Here is a 22,470-nt window from a genome sequence, read left to right on the forward strand (position 1 = left end):
GCAGTACGGCGCTTTTTTAGAAACAAGCCGCTCGTGAAACTTTTTTGATTTTCTTTTAAAAAACTATTGCACTATTATTTGTGAGGTGGTATATTATTATTCGTTGCCGCTAAACAAGGCGCTGACGAAAAAAGAAATTTAAAAAGTTGTTGACTTCAAGAGATTGATAAGATATAATAATAAAGTCGCTTGAACGAAAGACAAAATGATCTTTGAAAACTAAACAAGACAAAACGTACCTGTTAATTCAAAGTTTTAAATAAATCGCACAGCGATGTGCGTAGTCAGTCAAACTACTTTATCGGAGAGTTTGATCCTGGCTCAGGACGAACGCTGGCGGCGTGCCTAATACATGCAAGTCGAGCGGACAGATGGGAGCTTGCTCCCTGATGTTAGCGGCGGACGGGTGAGTAACACGTGGGTAACCTGCCTGTAAGACTGGGATAACTCCGGGAAACCGGGGCTAATACCGGATGGTTGTCTGAACCGCATGGTTCAGACATAAAAGGTGGCTTCGGCTACCACTTACAGATGGACCCGCGGCGCATTAGCTAGTTGGTGAGGTAACGGCTCACCAAGGCGACGATGCGTAGCCGACCTGAGAGGGTGATCGGCCACACTGGGACTGAGACACGGCCCAGACTCCTACGGGAGGCAGCAGTAGGGAATCTTCCGCAATGGACGAAAGTCTGACGGAGCAACGCCGCGTGAGTGATGAAGGTTTTCGGATCGTAAAGCTCTGTTGTTAGGGAAGAACAAGTGCCGTTCAAATAGGGCGGCACCTTGACGGTACCTAACCAGAAAGCCACGGCTAACTACGTGCCAGCAGCCGCGGTAATACGTAGGTGGCAAGCGTTGTCCGGAATTATTGGGCGTAAAGGGCTCGCAGGCGGTTTCTTAAGTCTGATGTGAAAGCCCCCGGCTCAACCGGGGAGGGTCATTGGAAACTGGGGAACTTGAGTGCAGAAGAGGAGAGTGGAATTCCACGTGTAGCGGTGAAATGCGTAGAGATGTGGAGGAACACCAGTGGCGAAGGCGACTCTCTGGTCTGTAACTGACGCTGAGGAGCGAAAGCGTGGGGAGCGAACAGGATTAGATACCCTGGTAGTCCACGCCGTAAACGATGAGTGCTAAGTGTTAGGGGGTTTCCGCCCCTTAGTGCTGCAGCTAACGCATTAAGCACTCCGCCTGGGGAGTACGGTCGCAAGACTGAAACTCAAAGGAATTGACGGGGGCCCGCACAAGCGGTGGAGCATGTGGTTTAATTCGAAGCAACGCGAAGAACCTTACCAGGTCTTGACATCCTCTGACAATCCTAGAGATAGGACGTCCCCTTCGGGGGCAGAGTGACAGGTGGTGCATGGTTGTCGTCAGCTCGTGTCGTGAGATGTTGGGTTAAGTCCCGCAACGAGCGCAACCCTTGATCTTAGTTGCCAGCATTCAGTTGGGCACTCTAAGGTGACTGCCGGTGACAAACCGGAGGAAGGTGGGGATGACGTCAAATCATCATGCCCCTTATGACCTGGGCTACACACGTGCTACAATGGACAGAACAAAGGGCAGCGAAACCGCGAGGTTAAGCCAATCCCACAAATCTGTTCTCAGTTCGGATCGCAGTCTGCAACTCGACTGCGTGAAGCTGGAATCGCTAGTAATCGCGGATCAGCATGCCGCGGTGAATACGTTCCCGGGCCTTGTACACACCGCCCGTCACACCACGAGAGTTTGTAACACCCGAAGTCGGTGAGGTAACCTTTTAGGAGCCAGCCGCCGAAGGTGGGACAGATGATTGGGGTGAAGTCGTAACAAGGTAGCCGTATCGGAAGGTGCGGCTGGATCACCTCCTTTCTAAGGATTTTAACGGAATATAAGACCTTGGGTCTTATAAACAGAACGTTCCCTGTCTTGTTTAGTTTTGAAGGATCATTCCTTCAAAACATAGGAACACCTGCTAAATGCGCCACTTCCTGTGGCAACGCATGTGTTAGCATGTCCTATGCGTTGTTCTTTGAAAACTAGATAACAGAAGTAATTCACATTCAATTAGTAATGCAAGATATCACGTAGTGATTCTTTTTAACGGTTAAGTTAGAAAGGGCGCACGGTGGATGCCTTGGCACTAGGAGCCGATGAAGGACGGGACGAACACCGATATGCTTCGGGGAGCTGTAAGCAAGCTTTGATCCGGAGATTTCCGAATGGGGAAACCCACCACTCGTAATGGAGTGGTATCCATATCTGAATACATAGGATATGAGAAGGCAGACCCGGGGAACTGAAACATCTAAGTACCCGGAGGAAGAGAAAGCAAATGCGATTCCCTGAGTAGCGGCGAGCGAAACGGGACCAGCCCAAACCAAGAGGCTTGCCTCTTGGGGTTGTAGGACACTCTGTACGGAGTTACAAAGGAACGAGGTAGATGAAGAGGTCTGGAAAGGCCCGCCATAGGAGGTAACAGCCCTGTAGTCAAAACTTCGTTCTCTCCTGAGTGGATCCTGAGTACGGCGGAACACGTGAAATTCCGTCGGAATCCGGGAGGACCATCTCCCAAGGCTAAATACTCCCTAGTGACCGATAGTGAACCAGTACCGTGAGGGAAAGGTGAAAAGCACCCCGGAAGGGGAGTGAAAGAGATCCTGAAACCGTGTGCCTACAAGTAGTCAGAGCCCGTTAACGGGTGATGGCGTGCCTTTTGTAGAATGAACCGGCGAGTTACGATCCCGTGCAAGGTTAAGCAGAAGATGCGGAGCCGCAGCGAAAGCGAGTCTGAATAGGGCGAATTGAGTACGTGGTCGTAGACCCGAAACCAGGTGATCTACCCATGTCCAGGGTGAAGTTCAGGTAACACTGAATGGAGGCCCGAACCCACGCACGTTGAAAAGTGCGGGGATGAGGTGTGGGTAGGGGTGAAATGCCAATCGAACCTGGAGATAGCTGGTTCTCTCCGAAATAGCTTTAGGGCTAGCCTCAAGGTAAGAGTCTCGGAGGTAGAGCACTGATTGGACTAGGGGCCCCTACCGGGTTACCGAATTCAGTCAAACTCCGAATGCCGATGACTTATCCTTGGGAGTCAGACTGCGAGTGATAAGATCCGTAGTCGAAAGGGAAACAGCCCAGACCGCCAGCTAAGGTCCCAAAGTATACGTTAAGTGGAAAAGGATGTGGAGTTGCTTAGACAACCAGGATGTTGGCTTAGAAGCAGCCACCATTTAAAGAGTGCGTAATAGCTCACTGGTCGAGTGACTCTGCGCCGAAAATGTACCGGGGCTAAACGTATCACCGAAGCTGCGGACTGTTCTTCGAACAGTGGTAGGAGAGCGTTCTAAGGGCTGTGAAGCAAGACCGGAAGGACTTGTGGAGCGCTTAGAAGTGAGAATGCCGGTATGAGTAGCGAAAGAGGGGTGAGAATCCCCTCCACCGAATGCCTAAGGTTTCCTGAGGAAGGCTCGTCCGCTCAGGGTTAGTCGGGACCTAAGCCGAGGCCGAAAGGCGTAGGCGATGGATAACAGGTTGATATTCCTGTACCACCTCCTCACCATTTGAGCAATGGGGGGACGCAGGAGGATAGGGTAAGCGCGGTATTGGATATCCGCGTCCAAGCAGTTAGGCTGGGAAATAGGCAAATCCGTTTCCCGTGAAGGCTGAGCTGTGATGGCGAGCGAATTATAGTAGCGAAGTTCCTGATTCCACACTGCCAAGAAAAGCCTCTAGCGAGGTGAGAGGTGCCCGTACCGCAAACCGACACAGGTAGGCGAGGAGAGAATCCTAAGGTGATCGAGAGAACTCTCGTTAAGGAACTCGGCAAAATGACCCCGTAACTTCGGGAGAAGGGGTGCTCTGTTAGGGTGCAAGCCCGAGAGAGCCGCAGTGAATAGGCCCAGGCGACTGTTTAGCAAAAACACAGGTCTCTGCGAAGCCGTAAGGCGAAGTATAGGGGCTGACGCCTGCCCGGTGCTGGAAGGTTAAGAGGAGCGCTTAGCGTAAGCGAAGGTGCGAATTGAAGCCCCAGTAAACGGCGGCCGTAACTATAACGGTCCTAAGGTAGCGAAATTCCTTGTCGGGTAAGTTCCGACCCGCACGAAAGGCGCAACGATCTGGGCACTGTCTCAACGAGAGACTCGGTGAAATTATAGTACCTGTGAAGATGCAGGTTACCCGCGACAGGACGGAAAGACCCCGTGGAGCTTTACTGCAGCCTGATATTGAATGTTGGTACAGCTTGTACAGGATAGGTAGGAGCCTTGGAAACCGGAGCGCCAGCTTCGGTGGAGGCATCGGTGGGATACTACCCTGGCTGTATTGACCTTCTAACCCGCCGCCCTTATCGGGCGGGGAGACAGTGTCAGGTGGGCAGTTTGACTGGGGCGGTCGCCTCCTAAAAGGTAACGGAGGCGCCCAAAGGTTCCCTCAGAATGGTTGGAAATCATTCGCAGAGTGTAAAGGCACAAGGGAGCTTGACTGCGAGACCTACAAGTCGAGCAGGGACGAAAGTCGGGCTTAGTGATCCGGTGGTTCCGCATGGAAGGGCCATCGCTCAACGGATAAAAGCTACCCCGGGGATAACAGGCTTATCTCCCCCAAGAGTCCACATCGACGGGGAGGTTTGGCACCTCGATGTCGGCTCATCGCATCCTGGGGCTGTAGTCGGTCCCAAGGGTTGGGCTGTTCGCCCATTAAAGCGGTACGCGAGCTGGGTTCAGAACGTCGTGAGACAGTTCGGTCCCTATCCGTCGCGGGCGCAGGAAATTTGAGAGGAGCTGTCCTTAGTACGAGAGGACCGGGATGGACGCACCGCTGGTGTACCAGTTGTTCTGCCAAGGGCATCGCTGGGTAGCTATGTGCGGACGGGATAAGTGCTGAAAGCATCTAAGCATGAAGCCCCCCTCAAGATGAGATTTCCCATTCCGCAAGGAAGTAAGATCCCTGAAAGATGATCAGGTTGATAGGTCTGAGGTGGAAGTGTGGCGACACATGGAGCTGACAGATACTAATCGATCGAGGACTTAACCAATTTGAATGTATGCTTACTGTTATCTAGTTTTGAGAGAACACTCTCAATGGTTTGGTGGCGATAGCGAAGAGGTCACACCCGTTCCCATGCCGAACACGGAAGTTAAGCTCTTCAGCGCCGATGGTAGTCGGGGGTTTCCCCCTGTGAGAGTAGGACGCCGCCAAGCTATTACACGTAAGTGTAATATATGGAGGATTAGCTCAGCTGGGAGAGCATCTGCCTTACAAGCAGAGGGTCGGCGGTTCGAGCCCGTCATCCTCCACCATATTTGCCGGCCTAGCTCAATTGGTAGAGCAACTGACTTGTAATCAGTAGGTTGGGGGTTCAAGTCCTCTGGCCGGCACCATTTTTGGACAAGATAATAACATAAGTCTTTTAAAAAGAGCCATTAGCTCAGTTGGTAGAGCATCTGACTTTTAATCAGAGGGTCGAAGGTTCGAGTCCTTCATGGCTCACCATGTTACGCGGGTGTGGCGGAATTGGCAGACGCGCTAGACTTAGGATCTAGTGTCTTATGACGTGGGGGTTCAAGTCCCTTCACCCGCATTATACAGGATAACTATCCTGTATGCGGAAGTAGTTCAGTGGTAGAACACCACCTTGCCAAGGTGGGGGTCGCGGGTTCGAATCCCGTCTTCCGCTCCAACTATACCATCCGCGCCGGGGTGGTGGAATTGGCAGACACACAGGACTTAAAATCCTGCGGTAGGTGACTACCGTGCCGGTTCAAGTCCGGCCCTCGGCATTCATTATTATGCGCCCGTAGCTCAATTGGATAGAGCGTTTGACTACGGATCAAAAGGTTAGGGGTTCGACTCCTCTCGGGCGCGCCATAATATTTTTGAAAATCGGGAAGTAGCTCAGCTTGGTAGAGCACATGGTTTGGGACCATGGGGTCGCAGGTTCGAATCCTGTCTTCCCGACCACTTCGGGGCCTTAGCTCAGCTGGGAGAGCGCCTGCTTTGCACGCAGGAGGTCAGCGGTTCGATCCCGCTAGGCTCCACCATTTATAAAAAAATATGTTGACTTTAAAAGAAACTTATTATATAATTAAAAAGTTGATTGAGAAAGTGAACAAAATGATCTTTGAAAACTAAACAAGACAAAACGTACCTGTTAATTCAAAGTTTTAAATAAATCGCACAGCGATGTGCGTAGTCAGTCAAACTACTTTATCGGAGAGTTTGATCCTGGCTCAGGACGAACGCTGGCGGCGTGCCTAATACATGCAAGTCGAGCGGACAGATGGGAGCTTGCTCCCTGATGTTAGCGGCGGACGGGTGAGTAACACGTGGGTAACCTGCCTGTAAGACTGGGATAACTCCGGGAAACCGGGGCTAATACCGGATGGTTGTCTGAACCGCATGGTTCAGACATAAAAGGTGGCTTCGGCTACCACTTACAGATGGACCCGCGGCGCATTAGCTAGTTGGTGAGGTAACGGCTCACCAAGGCGACGATGCGTAGCCGACCTGAGAGGGTGATCGGCCACACTGGGACTGAGACACGGCCCAGACTCCTACGGGAGGCAGCAGTAGGGAATCTTCCGCAATGGACGAAAGTCTGACGGAGCAACGCCGCGTGAGTGATGAAGGTTTTCGGATCGTAAAGCTCTGTTGTTAGGGAAGAACAAGTGCCGTTCAAATAGGGCGGCACCTTGACGGTACCTAACCAGAAAGCCACGGCTAACTACGTGCCAGCAGCCGCGGTAATACGTAGGTGGCAAGCGTTGTCCGGAATTATTGGGCGTAAAGGGCTCGCAGGCGGTTTCTTAAGTCTGATGTGAAAGCCCCCGGCTCAACCGGGGAGGGTCATTGGAAACTGGGGAACTTGAGTGCAGAAGAGGAGAGTGGAATTCCACGTGTAGCGGTGAAATGCGTAGAGATGTGGAGGAACACCAGTGGCGAAGGCGACTCTCTGGTCTGTAACTGACGCTGAGGAGCGAAAGCGTGGGGAGCGAACAGGATTAGATACCCTGGTAGTCCACGCCGTAAACGATGAGTGCTAAGTGTTAGGGGGTTTCCGCCCCTTAGTGCTGCAGCTAACGCATTAAGCACTCCGCCTGGGGAGTACGGTCGCAAGACTGAAACTCAAAGGAATTGACGGGGGCCCGCACAAGCGGTGGAGCATGTGGTTTAATTCGAAGCAACGCGAAGAACCTTACCAGGTCTTGACATCCTCTGACAATCCTAGAGATAGGACGTCCCCTTCGGGGGCAGAGTGACAGGTGGTGCATGGTTGTCGTCAGCTCGTGTCGTGAGATGTTGGGTTAAGTCCCGCAACGAGCGCAACCCTTGATCTTAGTTGCCAGCATTCAGTTGGGCACTCTAAGGTGACTGCCGGTGACAAACCGGAGGAAGGTGGGGATGACGTCAAATCATCATGCCCCTTATGACCTGGGCTACACACGTGCTACAATGGACAGAACAAAGGGCAGCGAAACCGCGAGGTTAAGCCAATCCCACAAATCTGTTCTCAGTTCGGATCGCAGTCTGCAACTCGACTGCGTGAAGCTGGAATCGCTAGTAATCGCGGATCAGCATGCCGCGGTGAATACGTTCCCGGGCCTTGTACACACCGCCCGTCACACCACGAGAGTTTGTAACACCCGAAGTCGGTGAGGTAACCTTTTAGGAGCCAGCCGCCGAAGGTGGGACAGATGATTGGGGTGAAGTCGTAACAAGGTAGCCGTATCGGAAGGTGCGGCTGGATCACCTCCTTTCTAAGGATTTTAACGGAATATAAGACCTTGGGTCTTATAAACAGAACGTTCCCTGTCTTGTTTAGTTTTGAAGGATCATTCCTTCAAAACATAGGAACACCTGCTAAATGCGCCACTTCCTGTGGCAACGCATGTGTTAGCATGTCCTATGCGTTGTTCTTTGAAAACTAGATAACAGAAGTAATTCACATTCAATTAGTAATGCAAGATATCACGTAGTGATTCTTTTTAACGGTTAAGTTAGAAAGGGCGCACGGTGGATGCCTTGGCACTAGGAGCCGATGAAGGACGGGACGAACACCGATATGCTTCGGGGAGCTGTAAGCAAGCTTTGATCCGGAGATTTCCGAATGGGGAAACCCACCACTCGTAATGGAGTGGTATCCATATCTGAATACATAGGATATGAGAAGGCAGACCCGGGGAACTGAAACATCTAAGTACCCGGAGGAAGAGAAAGCAAATGCGATTCCCTGAGTAGCGGCGAGCGAAACGGGACCAGCCCAAACCAAGAGGCTTGCCTCTTGGGGTTGTAGGACACTCTGTACGGAGTTACAAAGGAACGAGGTAGATGAAGAGGTCTGGAAAGGCCCGCCATAGGAGGTAACAGCCCTGTAGTCAAAACTTCGTTCTCTCCTGAGTGGATCCTGAGTACGGCGGAACACGTGAAATTCCGTCGGAATCCGGGAGGACCATCTCCCAAGGCTAAATACTCCCTAGTGACCGATAGTGAACCAGTACCGTGAGGGAAAGGTGAAAAGCACCCCGGAAGGGGAGTGAAAGAGATCCTGAAACCGTGTGCCTACAAGTAGTCAGAGCCCGTTAACGGGTGATGGCGTGCCTTTTGTAGAATGAACCGGCGAGTTACGATCCCGTGCAAGGTTAAGCAGAAGATGCGGAGCCGCAGCGAAAGCGAGTCTGAATAGGGCGAATTGAGTACGTGGTCGTAGACCCGAAACCAGGTGATCTACCCATGTCCAGGGTGAAGTTCAGGTAACACTGAATGGAGGCCCGAACCCACGCACGTTGAAAAGTGCGGGGATGAGGTGTGGGTAGGGGTGAAATGCCAATCGAACCTGGAGATAGCTGGTTCTCTCCGAAATAGCTTTAGGGCTAGCCTCAAGGTAAGAGTCTCGGAGGTAGAGCACTGATTGGACTAGGGGCCCCTACCGGGTTACCGAATTCAGTCAAACTCCGAATGCCGATGACTTATCCTTGGGAGTCAGACTGCGAGTGATAAGATCCGTAGTCGAAAGGGAAACAGCCCAGACCGCCAGCTAAGGTCCCAAAGTATACGTTAAGTGGAAAAGGATGTGGAGTTGCTTAGACAACCAGGATGTTGGCTTAGAAGCAGCCACCATTTAAAGAGTGCGTAATAGCTCACTGGTCGAGTGACTCTGCGCCGAAAATGTACCGGGGCTAAACGTATCACCGAAGCTGCGGACTGTTCTTCGAACAGTGGTAGGAGAGCGTTCTAAGGGCTGTGAAGCAAGACCGGAAGGACTTGTGGAGCGCTTAGAAGTGAGAATGCCGGTATGAGTAGCGAAAGAGGGGTGAGAATCCCCTCCACCGAATGCCTAAGGTTTCCTGAGGAAGGCTCGTCCGCTCAGGGTTAGTCGGGACCTAAGCCGAGGCCGAAAGGCGTAGGCGATGGATAACAGGTTGATATTCCTGTACCACCTCCTCACCATTTGAGCAATGGGGGGACGCAGGAGGATAGGGTAAGCGCGGTATTGGATATCCGCGTCCAAGCAGTTAGGCTGGGAAATAGGCAAATCCGTTTCCCGTGAAGGCTGAGCTGTGATGGCGAGCGAATTATAGTAGCGAAGTTCCTGATTCCACACTGCCAAGAAAAGCCTCTAGCGAGGTGAGAGGTGCCCGTACCGCAAACCGACACAGGTAGGCGAGGAGAGAATCCTAAGGTGATCGAGAGAACTCTCGTTAAGGAACTCGGCAAAATGACCCCGTAACTTCGGGAGAAGGGGTGCTCTGTTAGGGTGCAAGCCCGAGAGAGCCGCAGTGAATAGGCCCAGGCGACTGTTTAGCAAAAACACAGGTCTCTGCGAAGCCGTAAGGCGAAGTATAGGGGCTGACGCCTGCCCGGTGCTGGAAGGTTAAGAGGAGCGCTTAGCGTAAGCGAAGGTGCGAATTGAAGCCCCAGTAAACGGCGGCCGTAACTATAACGGTCCTAAGGTAGCGAAATTCCTTGTCGGGTAAGTTCCGACCCGCACGAAAGGCGCAACGATCTGGGCACTGTCTCAACGAGAGACTCGGTGAAATTATAGTACCTGTGAAGATGCAGGTTACCCGCGACAGGACGGAAAGACCCCGTGGAGCTTTACTGCAGCCTGATATTGAATGTTGGTACAGCTTGTACAGGATAGGTAGGAGCCTTGGAAACCGGAGCGCCAGCTTCGGTGGAGGCATCGGTGGGATACTACCCTGGCTGTATTGACCTTCTAACCCGCCGCCCTTATCGGGCGGGGAGACAGTGTCAGGTGGGCAGTTTGACTGGGGCGGTCGCCTCCTAAAAGGTAACGGAGGCGCCCAAAGGTTCCCTCAGAATGGTTGGAAATCATTCGCAGAGTGTAAAGGCACAAGGGAGCTTGACTGCGAGACCTACAAGTCGAGCAGGGACGAAAGTCGGGCTTAGTGATCCGGTGGTTCCGCATGGAAGGGCCATCGCTCAACGGATAAAAGCTACCCCGGGGATAACAGGCTTATCTCCCCCAAGAGTCCACATCGACGGGGAGGTTTGGCACCTCGATGTCGGCTCATCGCATCCTGGGGCTGTAGTCGGTCCCAAGGGTTGGGCTGTTCGCCCATTAAAGCGGTACGCGAGCTGGGTTCAGAACGTCGTGAGACAGTTCGGTCCCTATCCGTCGCGGGCGCAGGAAATTTGAGAGGAGCTGTCCTTAGTACGAGAGGACCGGGATGGACGCACCGCTGGTGTACCAGTTGTTCTGCCAAGGGCATCGCTGGGTAGCTATGTGCGGACGGGATAAGTGCTGAAAGCATCTAAGCATGAAGCCCCCCTCAAGATGAGATTTCCCATTCCGCAAGGAAGTAAGATCCCTGAAAGATGATCAGGTTGATAGGTCTGAGGTGGAAGTGTGGCGACACATGGAGCTGACAGATACTAATCGATCGAGGACTTAACCAATTTGAATGTATGCTTACTGTTATCTAGTTTTGAGAGAACACTCTCAATGGTTTGGTGGCGATAGCGAAGAGGTCACACCCGTTCCCATGCCGAACACGGAAGTTAAGCTCTTCAGCGCCGATGGTAGTCGGGGGTTTCCCCCTGTGAGAGTAGGACGCCGCCAAGCTATCATTACGGTAAAGGCAGCTCATCATGAGCTGCCTTTTTTGTGTTTTTCTGCATACGTTATATAATATGAGAAACGTAACGATATGCCTTTTTGCAAAAGCAGGTTTTATGCTTGTGCAAAGTGGAAATAATAGAGATAGAGCGATACAGTTGAAAAATTTTGCGAAACACCTTATAGTAAGGTTAAAGTCAAATATAGTCAAAGTCAATGAAGGAGGGGGTTGAGTGGGACATAATATTTCTGACATCATTGAACAGTACTTGAAACAAGTATTAGATCAAAATGGCAAAGAAATTTTAGAGATCAAACGCAGTGAAATCGCTGATAAATTTCAATGTGTTCCTTCCCAAATAAATTATGTCATCAACACCAGATTTACAAGTGAAAGAGGATATATTGTTGAAAGTAAACGGGGAGGCGGCGGTTATATTCGTATTATCAAAATTAAAATGAATAACGAAGTCGTCCTCATCAATAATATTATTTCGCAGATTCATACCCACTTGTCCCAGGCAGCCTCTGATGACATTATTCTCAGACTGTTAGAGGACGGAGTTATTTCGGAAAGAGAAGCTAAAATGATGGTGAGTGTAATGGATCGTTCAGTTCTATATATTGATTTGCCCGAACGGGATGAACTAAGAGCCAGAATGATGAAAGCAATGCTCACATCTTTAAAACTAAAGTAAGCGGGTGAAAAGATTGATTTGTCAAGAATGCAATGAGAGACCGGCCACTTTTCACTTTACGAAAGTTGTTAATGGAGAAAAACAAGAAGTTCATATTTGTGAACAATGTGCAAAAGAAAATAGCGATTCATACAGTATAAGTGGAAACCAAGGGTTCTCGATCCATAATTTATTATCAGGGCTGCTGAATATGGAGTCTTCATTTCAAAACACCGGTTCTCAAATGTTCAGCTACTCAGAGCAAGGCACAGCTTGTAAGAAATGCGGTATGACGTTTCAGCAGCTGAGAAAAACAGGGCGTTTCGGCTGTGCGGAATGTTACGATACGTTCTACAGCCAAATTACGCCGATCTTGCGAAAAGTTCACAGCGGGAATACGGTGCATGCCGGGAAAATTCCAAAACGAATAGGCGGAAACCTGCATGTAAGACGGCAAATGGAAATGTTAAAAAAAGAACTTGAATCTTTAATACACCACGAAGAGTTTGAAAGAGCAGCGGAGGTCAGGGATCAGATCCGATCGTTAGAGCAGAAATTAAAAAGTAAAGACAGTGAGGGGGAACAAGGGTAATGTCGCTCAAGCATTTTATTCAGGACGCACTAAGCAATTGGATGAAGCAAAAGGGACCTGAAAGTGACATTGTACTCAGCAGCCGTATACGGTTGGCCCGAAACTTTGAAAATATAAAGTTTCCCGCCCGGTATACGAATGAAGAAGCCTCATCCATCATTCAGCAATTCGAAGATCATTTTTCAGGAAAAGAACTGCCTGATATCGGTCAATTTCATTTAATCAGAATGAGTGAAGCTCAGCCTTTGGAAAAACGGGTGCTGATGGAGAAACATCTGATCAGTCCTAATTTAACGGAATCTCCTTTTGGCGGCTGTTTGCTTTCTGAAAATGAAGAAGTCAGCATTATGTTAAATGAAGAAGATCATATCAGAATTCAATGCCTCTTCCCCGGCTTCCAGCTTCTCAATGCCATAAAAGCGGCAAACCAGGTTGATGACTGGATTGAGGAGAAAGTGGATTACGCCTTTGGAGAGAAGAGAGGGTACTTAACAAGCTGTCCTACAAATGTAGGGACGGGACTAAGGGCTTCAGTCATGATGCATTTGCCGGGCCTTGTATTAACTAGGCAAATGAATCGAATTATACCGGCAATTAACCAATTAGGTTTAGTTGTTAGAGGAATTTACGGTGAAGGCAGCGAAGCATTAGGAAATATCTTTCAAATTTCAAATCAAATCACACTCGGAAAATCAGAACAGGACATTGTAGATGATTTAAACAGTGTGGCTGCCCAGCTGATTGAGCAGGAACGTTCAGCCCGAGAAGCGCTTTACCAAACCTCGAAAATTGAATTGGAGGACCGGGTATTCAGGTCTTACGGTGTTTTATCCAACTGCCGTATGATTGAATCAAAGGAAACGGCGAAATGCCTTTCTGACGTTCGGCTGGGGATAGACCTGGGGATCATTAAAGGGCTATCAAGCAATATACTTAATGAACTGATGATTTTGACACAGCCGGGTTTTCTCCAGCAATATTCGGGCGGTGCATTACGGCCGAACGAAAGAGACGCGAGAAGAGCGGCTCTTATCAGGGAAAGGCTGCATTTAGAAATGAGTGCAAATAGACAGGAGGATGATTCGATATGATGTTTGGAAGGTTTACAGAGCGAGCTCAAAAGGTATTGGCACTGGCACAGGAAGAAGCACTGCGCTTAGGCCATAACAATATTGGAACTGAACATATCTTATTAGGTCTGGTTCGTGAAGGAGAAGGGATTGCGGCTAAAGCACTCCAAGCACTCGGACTCGGTTCGGATAAAATTCAGAAAGAAGTGGAGAGCTTAATCGGACGGGGACAGGAAATGTCTCAAACGATTCATTATACGCCAAGAGCAAAAAAAGTCATTGAGCTCAGCATGGATGAAGCCAGAAAGCTAGGACATTCTTATGTGGGAACAGAACACATACTTCTCGGACTGATTCGTGAAGGAGAAGGCGTGGCCGCGAGAGTTCTGAATAATCTCGGTGTCAGCTTGAATAAGGCGAGACAGCAAGTGCTGCAGCTTCTGGGAAGCAATGAGACGGGGTCTTCTGCATCCGGTACGAACAGCAATGCAAACACGCCGACGCTTGACAGCTTGGCGCGTGATTTAACTGCGATTGCGAAGGAAGACAGTCTTGATCCGGTTATCGGCCGAAGCAAAGAAATTCAGCGTGTTATTGAGGTATTAAGCCGCAGAACGAAGAATAACCCCGTTCTTATCGGAGAACCGGGTGTAGGTAAAACTGCGATTGCTGAAGGCCTCGCACAGCAGATCATCAATAATGAAGTGCCGGAAATTTTACGTGATAAACGCGTAATGACATTAGACATGGGTACGGTTGTAGCCGGTACGAAATACCGCGGAGAATTTGAAGACCGCTTGAAAAAAGTAATGGATGAAATACGTCAGGCCGGCAATATTATTTTATTCATTGACGAACTGCATACACTGATTGGAGCGGGGGGAGCAGAAGGTGCGATTGACGCATCGAATATCTTAAAACCTTCACTGGCCCGCGGAGAGCTCCAATGCATCGGTGCGACAACGCTTGATGAATACCGTAAATATATCGAAAAAGACGCCGCTCTGGAGCGCCGTTTCCAGCCGATTCAGGTGGATCAGCCGTCAGCCGATGAAAGCATTCAAATTTTAAAAGGGCTCCGTGACCGCTATGAAGCGCATCACCGCGTATCCATTACCGATGAAGCGATTGAAGCGGCGGTAAAATTGTCCGACCGTTATATTTCTGACCGCTTCCTTCCGGATAAAGCGATCGATTTAATTGATGAAGCGGGTTCAAAAGTGCGTCTCCGTTCTTTCACAACGCCTCCGAACTTAAAAGAGCTTGAGCAGAAACTCGATGAAGTTCGCAAGGAAAAAGACGCTGCCGTTCAGAGCCAGGAGTTTGAAAAAGCGGCTTCTCTTCGTGATACGGAGCAGCGCCTGAGAGAACAGGTGGAAGACACGAAAAAAACGTGGAAAGAAAAACAAGGCCAGGAGAACTCCGAAGTTTCTGTAGAGGATATCGCAATGGTTGTATCCAGCTGGACCGGGGTGCCTGTATCTAAAATTGCTCAAACGGAAACAGATAAGCTTCTCAATATGGAAAGCATTCTGCACTCCCGCGTCATCGGCCAGGATGAAGCTGTTGTAGCCGTTGCAAAGGCTGTCAGACGTGCAAGAGCCGGTCTGAAGGACCCGAAACGCCCGATTGGTTCATTCATCTTCTTAGGCCCTACAGGCGTTGGGAAGACAGAGCTGGCACGAGCGCTGGCGGAATCCATTTTCGGTGATGAAGAAGCGATGATCAGAGTGGATATGTCCGAATACATGGAGAAACATTCGACTTCACGTCTTGTCGGTTCTCCTCCGGGATATGTCGGCTATGATGAAGGCGGCCAGCTGACAGAAAAAGTGAGAAGAAAACCTTACTCTGTCGTACTGCTTGATGAAATTGAAAAAGCGCACCCTGATGTGTTTAACATACTCCTGCAAGTGCTTGAAGACGGACGCTTGACTGATTCAAAAGGACGCACTGTGGATTTCCGCAACACGATCCTGATTATGACGTCAAACGTCGGAGCGAGCGAGCTGAAACGCAACAAATATGTGGGCTTCAATGTGCAGGATGAATCACAAAACCATAAAGACATGAAAGACAAAGTCATGGGAGAGCTGAAGCGTGCCTTCAGACCTGAGTTTATCAACCGGATTGACGAAATTATCGTCTTCCACTCCCTTGAGAAAAAACACCTTACAGACATAGTGTCGCTTATGTCTGATCAGTTAACAAAACGTCTGAAAGAACAAGATCTCTCTATCGAGCTGACGGATGCTGCAAAAGCAAAAGTGGCAGAAGAGGGCGTCGATTTGGAATACGGCGCACGTCCGTTAAGAAGAGCGATTCAAAAGCATGTGGAGGACCGGTTATCAGAAGAACTCCTCAGAGGCAATATTGATAAAGGCCAGCACATTGTTCTTGATGTTGAGGACGGCGAATTTGTCGTAAAAACAACTGCTAAAACGAACTAATATAGTGACAAACATGAGGCATACGTAAGTAAGTGTATGCCTCACTTTGTTATATAGAGAAATATTCGATAAGGAAGAGGTCTTACAACATATATGGCTAAATCAAAAACAAAATTCATCTGCCACTCATGCGGATATGAATCCGCAAAATGGATGGGAAAGTGCCCGGGCTGCGGGGCTTGGAATACAATGGTGGAAGAAACCATAAAAAAAGCGCCGGCGAATCGGCGGGCGGCTTTCTCCCACTCCGTTCAAACCGTCCAGAAACCATCACCCATTTCATCAATTGAAACATCGGAAGAACCCCGCGTCCAAACAAAGCTCGAAGAATTCAACAGAGTGCTTGGCGGCGGCGTTGTGAAAGGCTCGTTAGTATTAATCGGCGGCGATCCCGGGATCGGAAAATCAACGCTCCTTCTCCAAGTATCCGCACAATTAGCAGATACGGCTGGCAGCGTGCTTTACATTTCAGGGGAAGAATCCGTGAAGCAAACGAAGCTGCGCGCCGACAGACTTGGAATCAACAGCCAAATGTTACATGTTTTATCTGAAACCGATATGGAGTATATTTCGTCTGCTATACAAGAGATGAAACCCGCATTTGTTGTCGTAGACTCCATTCAGACCGTTTACCAAAGTGATATCACCTCAGCTCCCGGCAGTGTATCACAAGTAAGAGAGTGTACGGCCGAATTGATGAAAATCGCGAAAACAAACGGCATACCTATTTTTATCGTCGGGCACGTCACAAAAGAAGGATCGATCGCAGGGCCGAGATTGCTTGAGCACATGGTCGATACCGTTCTATACTTTGAAGGAGAGCGGCACCATACATTCCGTATTTTGCGGGCCGTAAAAAACCGTTTCGGCTCCACAAATGAAATGGGCATCTTTGAAATGCGGGAAGAGGGGCTTACGGAAGTGCTGAACCCTTCTGAAATTTTCTTGGAAGAGCGTTCTGCCGGGGCATCGGGTTCGAGTATCGTTGCGTCAATGGAAGGAACGAGACCGATCCTGGTTGAAATCCAGGCGCTCATATCACCGACCAGTTTTGGAAACCCGCGCCGCATGGCTACAGGCATTGACCACAACAGGGTATCGTTAATTATGGCTGTGCTTGAGAAGCGGGTGGGTCTTTTGCTTCAAAATCAAGATGCGTATTTAAAGGTCGCCGGCGGGGTCAAACTGGATGAACCGGCGATTGATTTGGCAGTAGCCGTCAGCATTGCTTCAAGCTTCAGAGATACACCGCCGAATCCCGCAGATTGCTTTATCGGTGAAGTGGGTCTGACAGGAGAAGTCCGCAGGGTGTCAAGAATCGAACAGCGCGTAAAGGAAGCGGCGAAACTCGGCTTCAAGCGCATGATCATACCTGAGGCGAATGCAGACGGGTGGACAATACCAAAAGGGATTGAGGTTGTCGGAGTAGCAAATGTTGCAGAAGCGCTTCGTACTTCATTAGGAGGATCATAATAGATGGAAAAAGAGAAAAAAGGGGCGAAACAAGAGCTTGACCTGTCTGCAATTCTGCAGTTCGTTGCACCGGGCACCCCGCTCAGAGCCGGGATAGAGAATGTACTTCGGGCAAATACAGGCGGCCTGATTGTTGTCGGATACAATGATAAGGTAAAGCAAGTCGTGGATGGCGGTTTTCATATTAATACATCATTTGCGCCCGCTCACTTATACGAGCTGGCCAAAATGGACGGTGCCATTATTTTAAGTGATTCCGGCCAGAAAATTCTTTATGCGAATACGCAGCTTATGCCGGAAGCGACCATTTCTTCTTCAGAAACGGGAATGAGGCACCGTACGGCGGAACGGGTGGCGAAGCAGACCGGCTGTCTCGTCATCGCCATTTCAGAGCGCAGAAATGTCATTACGTTATATCAGGACAGCATGAAGTACACACTAAAGGACATAGGATTTATTTTAACAAAGGCAAATCAGGCCATTCAAACGCTTGAGAAGTATAAAACCATTTTAGACAAAACGATTACGGCTTTAAACGCATTAGAGTTTGAGGAGCTTGTGACATTCAGTGACGTGCTGTCCGTCATGCATCGATATGAAATGGTGCTCCGAATAAAAAATGAAATCAATATGTATATTAAAGAACTCGGAACGGAAGGCCACTTAATCCGTCTGCAGGTGATTGAACTGATTACGGACATGGAAGAAGAGGCGGCACTTTTCATCAAAGACTATGTCAAAGAAAAAATCAAAGATCCGTTCGTGCTGTTAAAAGAGCTTCAGGATATGTCCAGCTATGATCTGCTTGATGATTCCATTCTGTTTAAGCTGCTTGGATATCCGGCTTCTACCAATATTGATGATTATGTGCTCCCGAGAGGATACAGGCTGCTGAACAAAATTCCGCGTCTGCCGATGCCGATTGTTGAAAATGTGGTTGAGGCGTTCGGATTTTTGCCAAGCATAACGGAAGCCACTGTAGAAGAGCTTGATGATGTTGAGGGTATCGGCGAAGTGCGCGCCAAAAAAATCAAAAAAGGCTTAAAACGTCTTCAGGAAAAACACTATATAGATAGACAGCTTTAAGAATCGCTTAAACCTGTCGGAATCCGGGTATATTATTGTTAGTTTTTGTTTATTCTGAATTTGTAGGCTCTGACAGTCTGCTGAAAAAATGCTACTTAAAAGGAGGTGGAGGTATGTTAAAACGAATAGTTCAGGCGTTCTTCATTATTGTGGGCGGCGTTGTCGGTATCTTTTTAATACCTGAATTGTTTGTGCTGTCAAATATACAGGACATACCTTTAATAACAAACGCATATACGTCTGCTGCAATTGGTGCTATTATCTTTTTTCTCATCAGTATATGGACGACAGAATATGTGATTAATTGGGTAAAATGGATTGAAGATTCTTTGCTGAGAGCTCCGGTGCCGGATCTGTTATTCGGGAGTCTCGGATTGGTTTTTGGACTTATCATCGCATATCTCATTGTAAACGTGATTCCGCTGGACAATATTCCGTACCGTATATTCAGCACCATCATTCCGGTCTTTCTGGCTTTCTTTCTCGGTTACCTGGGCTTCCAAGTCGGATTTAAGAAAAAGGATGAACTGATCAGTCTTTTCTCCATTTCTGCAAGAATGCAGAAGAAAAAGGGAAGTGCTGATGAGGAGCAGGAGGAACAGGATAAAAGGCTGAAAATCTTGGATACAAGTGTTATTATTGATGGGAGAATTGCAGATATTTGTCAGACGGGCTTTTTAGAAGGCGTCATTGTCATTCCTCAATTTGTGCTGGAGGAATTACAGCATATCGCTGATTCTTCAGATGTTTTAAAACGTAACAGAGGGCGCCGCGGACTGGATATCTTGAATCGCATTCAAAAGGAACTGGATATTACGGTTGAAATTTATGAAGGCGACTTCGAAGACATTCAGGAGGTTGACAGCAAGCTTGTCAAACTTGCGAAGCTGACATCCGGCGTCGTTGTGACGAATGATTTTAATTTAAATAAAGTATGTGAGCTTCAGAAGGTTGCGGTACTGAATATTAATGACCTTGCAAACGCGGTGAAGCCGGTTGTGCTTCCGGGCGAAGAGATGAATGTGCAGGTGATTAAGGACGGGAAAGAGCATAATCAAGGTGTGGCTTACTTGGATGACGGGACGATGATTGTTGTGGAAGAAGGCCGCAATTATATAGGGAAACATATTGATGTGCTCGTAACCAGCGTACTGCAGACAGCGGCGGGACGAATGATTTTTGCCAAGCCCAAGCTGCTTGAGAAAGCTCTTTAAGAGGGAGTTTATATGGAGTATGTTGTCGTTATTCCGGCTGCCGGACAAGGAAAAAGGATGAAGGCCGGGAAAAATAAGCTGTTCATCAGCTTAAAAGGTGCACCTGTTATTATACACACACTGCGGGTTTTTGAAAGCCACGCACCCTGTCAGAAAATAATCTTGGTGATAAACGAGAGTGAACGGGAAGATTTTCGACAGCTGCTGGCCCAATTTCCGATTCAGACGGAAATTGAGCTTGTTACCGGGGGGGCGGAGCGTCAGCACAGTGTATACGAAGGACTGAAAGTGATTGATAAGGAATCGGTCGTCCTTGTTCATGACGGAGCGCGCCCGTTTGTCACACATCAGCATATCGATAAGCTCGTTGAAACAGCAGAGGAGGCGGGAGCGGCTGTCCTGGCTGTTCCTGTGAAAGACACGATAAAACGGGCGGAAGGCTCCCGGGTTGCGGAGACCTTTGATCGTTCAAGCTTGTGGGCCGTTCAAACGCCGCAAGCTTTTCGTCTTTCTTTATTGAAGACGGCGCATATGGAAGCGGAAAACAAAGGCTTCTTAGGTACGGATGACGCCAGCCTCGTCGAGCGTCTTGATGGATATCAGGTGAGTATCGTTGAAGGCAGCTATACCAATATTAAGCTGACAACGCCTGATGACCTGATATTTGCGGAAGCAATCATGAAAGCGGAAAGTGGGAATCATAATGTTTAGAATCGGACAAGGATTTGATGTGCATCAATTAACGGAAGGCCGTCCTCTCATCATCGGCGGAATTGAAATTCCTTATGAAAAGGGGCTGCTCGGACATTCAGATGCTGATGTATTGCTGCATACAGTCGCAGACGCGTGTCTCGGAGCGGCAGGTGAAGGAGATATCGGCAAGCATTTCCCGGATACTGATCCGGAATTCAAGGATGCGGATTCTTTTAAGCTGCTTCAGCATGTCTGGAACATTGTTAAAGAAAAAGGATACGTACTCGGAAATATAGACTGCACGATTATTGCGCAAAAGCCGAAAATGGCGCCGCATATTGATGCTATGAGAAAACGGATAGCGGAAGGCCTTGAGGCGGACGTCTCTCAAGTAAACGTAAAAGCGACGACGACAGAAAAGCTCGGGTTTACCGGAAGAGCCGAAGGAATTGCCGCTCAGGCAACCGTTCTGATCCAAAAAGCCTGATCATTGTTTTGATGCCCGGTCTATTTGGTGGTAGAATAGATACATATATTCGGCTAGAGGCTACAGACGAGATGAAAGGAAGTATTTGAACATGGGAAATGAAGTACGCGTTCGTTATGCACCGAGTCCGACCGGACATTTGCATATCGGTAACGCCAGAACGGCGCTTTTTAACTATTTATTTGCCCGCAGCCAAGGCGGAAAGTTTATTATCCGGATTGAGGATACGGACAAAAAGCGAAATATTGAAGGCGGAGAGCAAAGCCAGCTCAACTATTTGAAATGGCTCGGCATGGACTGGGATGAAAGTGTGGATATCGGCGGAGAATACGGCCCGTACCGCCAGTCTGAGCGTAACGACATTTACAAAAAGTACTATGAAGAGCTTCTTGAAAAAGGGCTTGCTTATAAATGTTTCTGTACGGAAGAAGAACTTGAGAAAGAACGTGAAGAGCAAATCGCCCGCGGGGAAATGCCGCGCTATTCCGGCAAACACAGAAACCTGACTCAGGAAGAGCAGGAGCAGTTTTTAGCCGAAGGCAGACAGCCGAGCATCCGTTTCCGCGTGCCGGAAGGGAAAATCATCGCATTTAACGATATCGTAAAAGGCGAGATTTCTTTTGAATCAGACGGCATCGGCGACTTTGTCATCGTCAAAAAAGACGGAACACCGACGTATAACTTTGCCGTCGCGATTGACGATTACTTAATGAAAATGACGCACGTGCTCCGCGGTGAGGATCACATTTCAAATACACCGAAACAGATCATGATTTTCCAGGCATTCGGCTGGGATGTTCCTGTCTTCGGACATATGACGCTTATCGTAAACGAAAGCCGCAAAAAATTAAGTAAACGTGATGAATCAATTATCCAGTTTATTGAGCAGTATGATGAGCTGGGTTACCTGCCTGAAGCGCTGTTTAACTTTATCGGACTTCTCGGCTGGTCTCCCGTCGGTGAAGAAGAGCTTTTCACAAGAGAACAATTCATTGAAATTTTTGATGTAAATCGTTTGTCTAAGTCACCGGCTCTGTTTGATATGCATAAACTGAAATGGGTCAACAACCAATACGTCAAAGCGCTGGATCTTGATCAAGTGGTTGAGCTGACCCTGCCGCACCTGCAAAAAGCAGGAAAAGTCGGCACTGAGCTTTCTGCCGAGGAGCAGGAATGGGTTCGTAAATTAATCTCTCTTTACCATGAGCAATTGAGCTACGGCGCTGAAATTGTCGAGCTGACTGATTTGTTCTTTAAAGATGAGATCGAGTATAATCAAGAGGCAAAAGCCGTTCTGGAAGAGGAACAGGTGCCTGAAGTGCTCAGCGTATTTGCTGCGAAGCTTGAAGAGCTTGAAGAATTTACGCCTGAGCTGATCAAAGCCTCAATCAAAGCTGTTCAGAAAGAAACAGGCCATAAAGGCAAAAAGCTGTTCATGCCGATTCGTGTAGCGGTTACCGGTCAGACACACGGTCCTGAGCTTCCGCAGGCCATTGAGCTGATCGGCAGAGAAACAGCCGTCAGACGCCTGAAAAGCATTTAAATATACGATTGTTGACAGGGAAGAGTATAAAACAATGACCATTACAGAAAGAATCTTCATCGGCTGAGAGAGATTCATGCGTCATGTTTTAGAAGTGCGCCCTTAAGACCTTTGAAGAACATTTCTGCG

The 22,470-nt window shown here is 48.7% G+C and carries 10 protein-coding genes, 9 tRNA genes, 6 rRNA genes and 1 other annotated feature (1 of these 26 cut by a window edge); all 25 genes read left to right on the forward strand.

The features are described 5' to 3' along the window. Nucleotides 1-298: 298 nt before the first annotated feature. Nucleotides 299-1,848 (forward strand): 16S ribosomal RNA (locus NYE28_RS00490). Between the two features lie 233 nt (nucleotides 1,849-2,081). Further along, nucleotides 2,082-5,011 (forward strand): 23S ribosomal RNA (locus NYE28_RS00495). 50 nt (nucleotides 5,012-5,061) lie between these two features. Further along, nucleotides 5,062-5,177, forward strand: a 5S ribosomal RNA gene (gene rrf / locus NYE28_RS00500). Between the two features lie 23 nt (nucleotides 5,178-5,200). Continuing rightward, a tRNA-Val gene (locus NYE28_RS00505) sits at nucleotides 5,201-5,276 on the forward strand. Between the two features lie 5 nt (nucleotides 5,277-5,281). Then, nucleotides 5,282-5,357: transfer RNA gene (locus NYE28_RS00510), tRNA-Thr, on the forward strand. A gap of 36 nt (nucleotides 5,358-5,393) precedes the next feature. Beyond that, a tRNA-Lys gene (locus NYE28_RS00515) sits at nucleotides 5,394-5,469 on the forward strand. Between the two features lie 6 nt (nucleotides 5,470-5,475). Further along, nucleotides 5,476-5,557: transfer RNA gene (locus NYE28_RS00520), tRNA-Leu, on the forward strand. A gap of 24 nt (nucleotides 5,558-5,581) precedes the next feature. Next, a tRNA-Gly gene (locus tag NYE28_RS00525) sits at nucleotides 5,582-5,656 on the forward strand. A gap of 14 nt (nucleotides 5,657-5,670) precedes the next feature. Then, nucleotides 5,671-5,756: transfer RNA gene (locus NYE28_RS00530), tRNA-Leu, on the forward strand. Nucleotides 5,757-5,767: 11 nt separating this feature from the next. After that, nucleotides 5,768-5,844, forward strand: a tRNA-Arg gene (locus NYE28_RS00535). Nucleotides 5,845-5,860: 16 nt separating this feature from the next. Then, a tRNA-Pro gene (locus tag NYE28_RS00540) sits at nucleotides 5,861-5,937 on the forward strand. 4 nt (nucleotides 5,938-5,941) lie between these two features. Beyond that, nucleotides 5,942-6,017 (forward strand) — tRNA-Ala (locus NYE28_RS00545). 166 nt (nucleotides 6,018-6,183) lie between these two features. After that, nucleotides 6,184-7,733, forward strand: a 16S ribosomal RNA gene (locus NYE28_RS00550). 233 nt (nucleotides 7,734-7,966) lie between these two features. Continuing rightward, nucleotides 7,967-10,896: ribosomal RNA gene (locus tag NYE28_RS00555) — 23S ribosomal RNA — on the forward strand. Nucleotides 10,897-10,946: 50 nt separating this feature from the next. After that, nucleotides 10,947-11,062: ribosomal RNA gene (gene rrf, locus NYE28_RS00560) — 5S ribosomal RNA — on the forward strand. The 16S, 23S and 5S rRNA genes sit together here with 9 tRNA genes alongside, the layout of an rRNA operon. A 227-nt stretch (nucleotides 11,063-11,289) precedes the next feature. Further along, nucleotides 11,290-11,754, forward strand: coding sequence for a transcriptional regulator CtsR (gene ctsR, locus NYE28_RS00565; protein ID WP_003156396.1), 465 nt, complete (start codon nucleotides 11,290-11,292; stop codon nucleotides 11,752-11,754). A 13-nt stretch (nucleotides 11,755-11,767) separates the two neighbouring features. Next, complete coding sequence (locus NYE28_RS00570) at nucleotides 11,768-12,325, forward strand: UvrB/UvrC motif-containing protein (RefSeq protein ID WP_025284097.1); 558 nt, start codon at nucleotides 11,768-11,770, stop codon at nucleotides 12,323-12,325. Then, nucleotides 12,325-13,416: a protein arginine kinase gene (locus NYE28_RS00575; protein WP_003156398.1), complete on the forward strand. Its 1,092-nt coding sequence runs from the start codon at nucleotides 12,325-12,327 to the stop codon at nucleotides 13,414-13,416. Before NYE28_RS00570 ends, NYE28_RS00575 begins: the two co-directional genes overlap by 1 nt. Continuing rightward, nucleotides 13,413-15,845, forward strand: coding sequence for an ATP-dependent protease ATP-binding subunit ClpC (gene clpC, locus NYE28_RS00580; RefSeq protein ID WP_007410388.1), 2,433 nt, complete (start codon nucleotides 13,413-13,415; stop codon nucleotides 15,843-15,845). Before NYE28_RS00575 ends, clpC begins: the two co-directional genes overlap by 4 nt. Before the next feature lie 93 nt (nucleotides 15,846-15,938). Continuing rightward, entirely contained in the window at nucleotides 15,939-17,318 is a 1,380-nt protein-coding gene (radA, locus tag NYE28_RS00585; protein ID WP_015239037.1) for a DNA repair protein RadA, read from the forward strand. A 3-nt stretch (nucleotides 17,319-17,321) separates the two neighbouring features. Next, nucleotides 17,322-18,404: a DNA integrity scanning diadenylate cyclase DisA gene (gene disA / locus NYE28_RS00590; RefSeq protein ID WP_007615225.1), complete on the forward strand. Its 1,083-nt coding sequence runs from the start codon at nucleotides 17,322-17,324 to the stop codon at nucleotides 18,402-18,404. Nucleotides 18,405-18,517: 113 nt separating this feature from the next. Continuing rightward, entirely contained in the window at nucleotides 18,518-19,618 is a 1,101-nt protein-coding gene (locus NYE28_RS00595; protein WP_003156403.1) for a PIN/TRAM domain-containing protein, read from the forward strand. A gap of 12 nt (nucleotides 19,619-19,630) precedes the next feature. Next, on the forward strand, nucleotides 19,631-20,329 hold the full coding sequence (gene ispD, locus NYE28_RS00600) for a 2-C-methyl-D-erythritol 4-phosphate cytidylyltransferase (RefSeq protein ID WP_015239038.1): 699 nt from the start codon (nucleotides 19,631-19,633) through the stop codon (nucleotides 20,327-20,329). Further along, entirely contained in the window at nucleotides 20,322-20,798 is a 477-nt protein-coding gene (gene ispF, locus NYE28_RS00605; protein WP_003156407.1) for a 2-C-methyl-D-erythritol 2,4-cyclodiphosphate synthase, read from the forward strand. The genes ispD and ispF overlap by 8 nt, the downstream gene beginning before the upstream one ends. A gap of 91 nt (nucleotides 20,799-20,889) precedes the next feature. Continuing rightward, on the forward strand, nucleotides 20,890-22,341 hold the full coding sequence (gene gltX / locus NYE28_RS00610; RefSeq protein WP_007410392.1) for a glutamate--tRNA ligase: 1,452 nt from the start codon (nucleotides 20,890-20,892) through the stop codon (nucleotides 22,339-22,341). Nucleotides 22,342-22,343: 2 nt separating this feature from the next. Next, nucleotides 22,344-22,470 (forward strand) — a binding site (T-box leader); it runs 107 nt beyond the window's last position.

Origin of the sequence: Bacillus sp. FSL R5-0443 (assembly GCF_038608285.1) — a bacterium.
Lineage (GTDB): Bacteria > Bacillota > Bacilli > Bacillales > Bacillaceae > Bacillus > Bacillus velezensis.

Excerpts from the sequence above, each read along its gene's own strand:
- ispF (WP_003156407.1), top strand. The coding sequence starts at position 20,322 with ATGTTTAGAATCGGACAAGGATTTGATGTGCATCAATTAACGGAAGGC.
- gltX (WP_007410392.1), top strand. The coding sequence starts at position 20,890 with ATGGGAAATGAAGTACGCGTTCGTTATGCACCGAGTCCGACCGGACAT.
- disA (WP_007615225.1), top strand. The coding sequence starts at position 17,322 with ATGGAAAAAGAGAAAAAAGGGGCGAAACAAGAGCTTGACCTGTCTGCA.
- ispD (WP_015239038.1), top strand. The coding sequence starts at position 19,631 with ATGGAGTATGTTGTCGTTATTCCGGCTGCCGGACAAGGAAAAAGGATG.
- clpC (WP_007410388.1), top strand. The coding sequence starts at position 13,413 with ATGATGTTTGGAAGGTTTACAGAGCGAGCTCAAAAGGTATTGGCACTG.
- NYE28_RS00595 (WP_003156403.1), top strand. The coding sequence starts at position 18,518 with ATGTTAAAACGAATAGTTCAGGCGTTCTTCATTATTGTGGGCGGCGTT.
- radA (WP_015239037.1), top strand. The coding sequence starts at position 15,939 with ATGGCTAAATCAAAAACAAAATTCATCTGCCACTCATGCGGATATGAA.
- NYE28_RS00575 (WP_003156398.1), top strand. The coding sequence starts at position 12,325 with ATGTCGCTCAAGCATTTTATTCAGGACGCACTAAGCAATTGGATGAAG.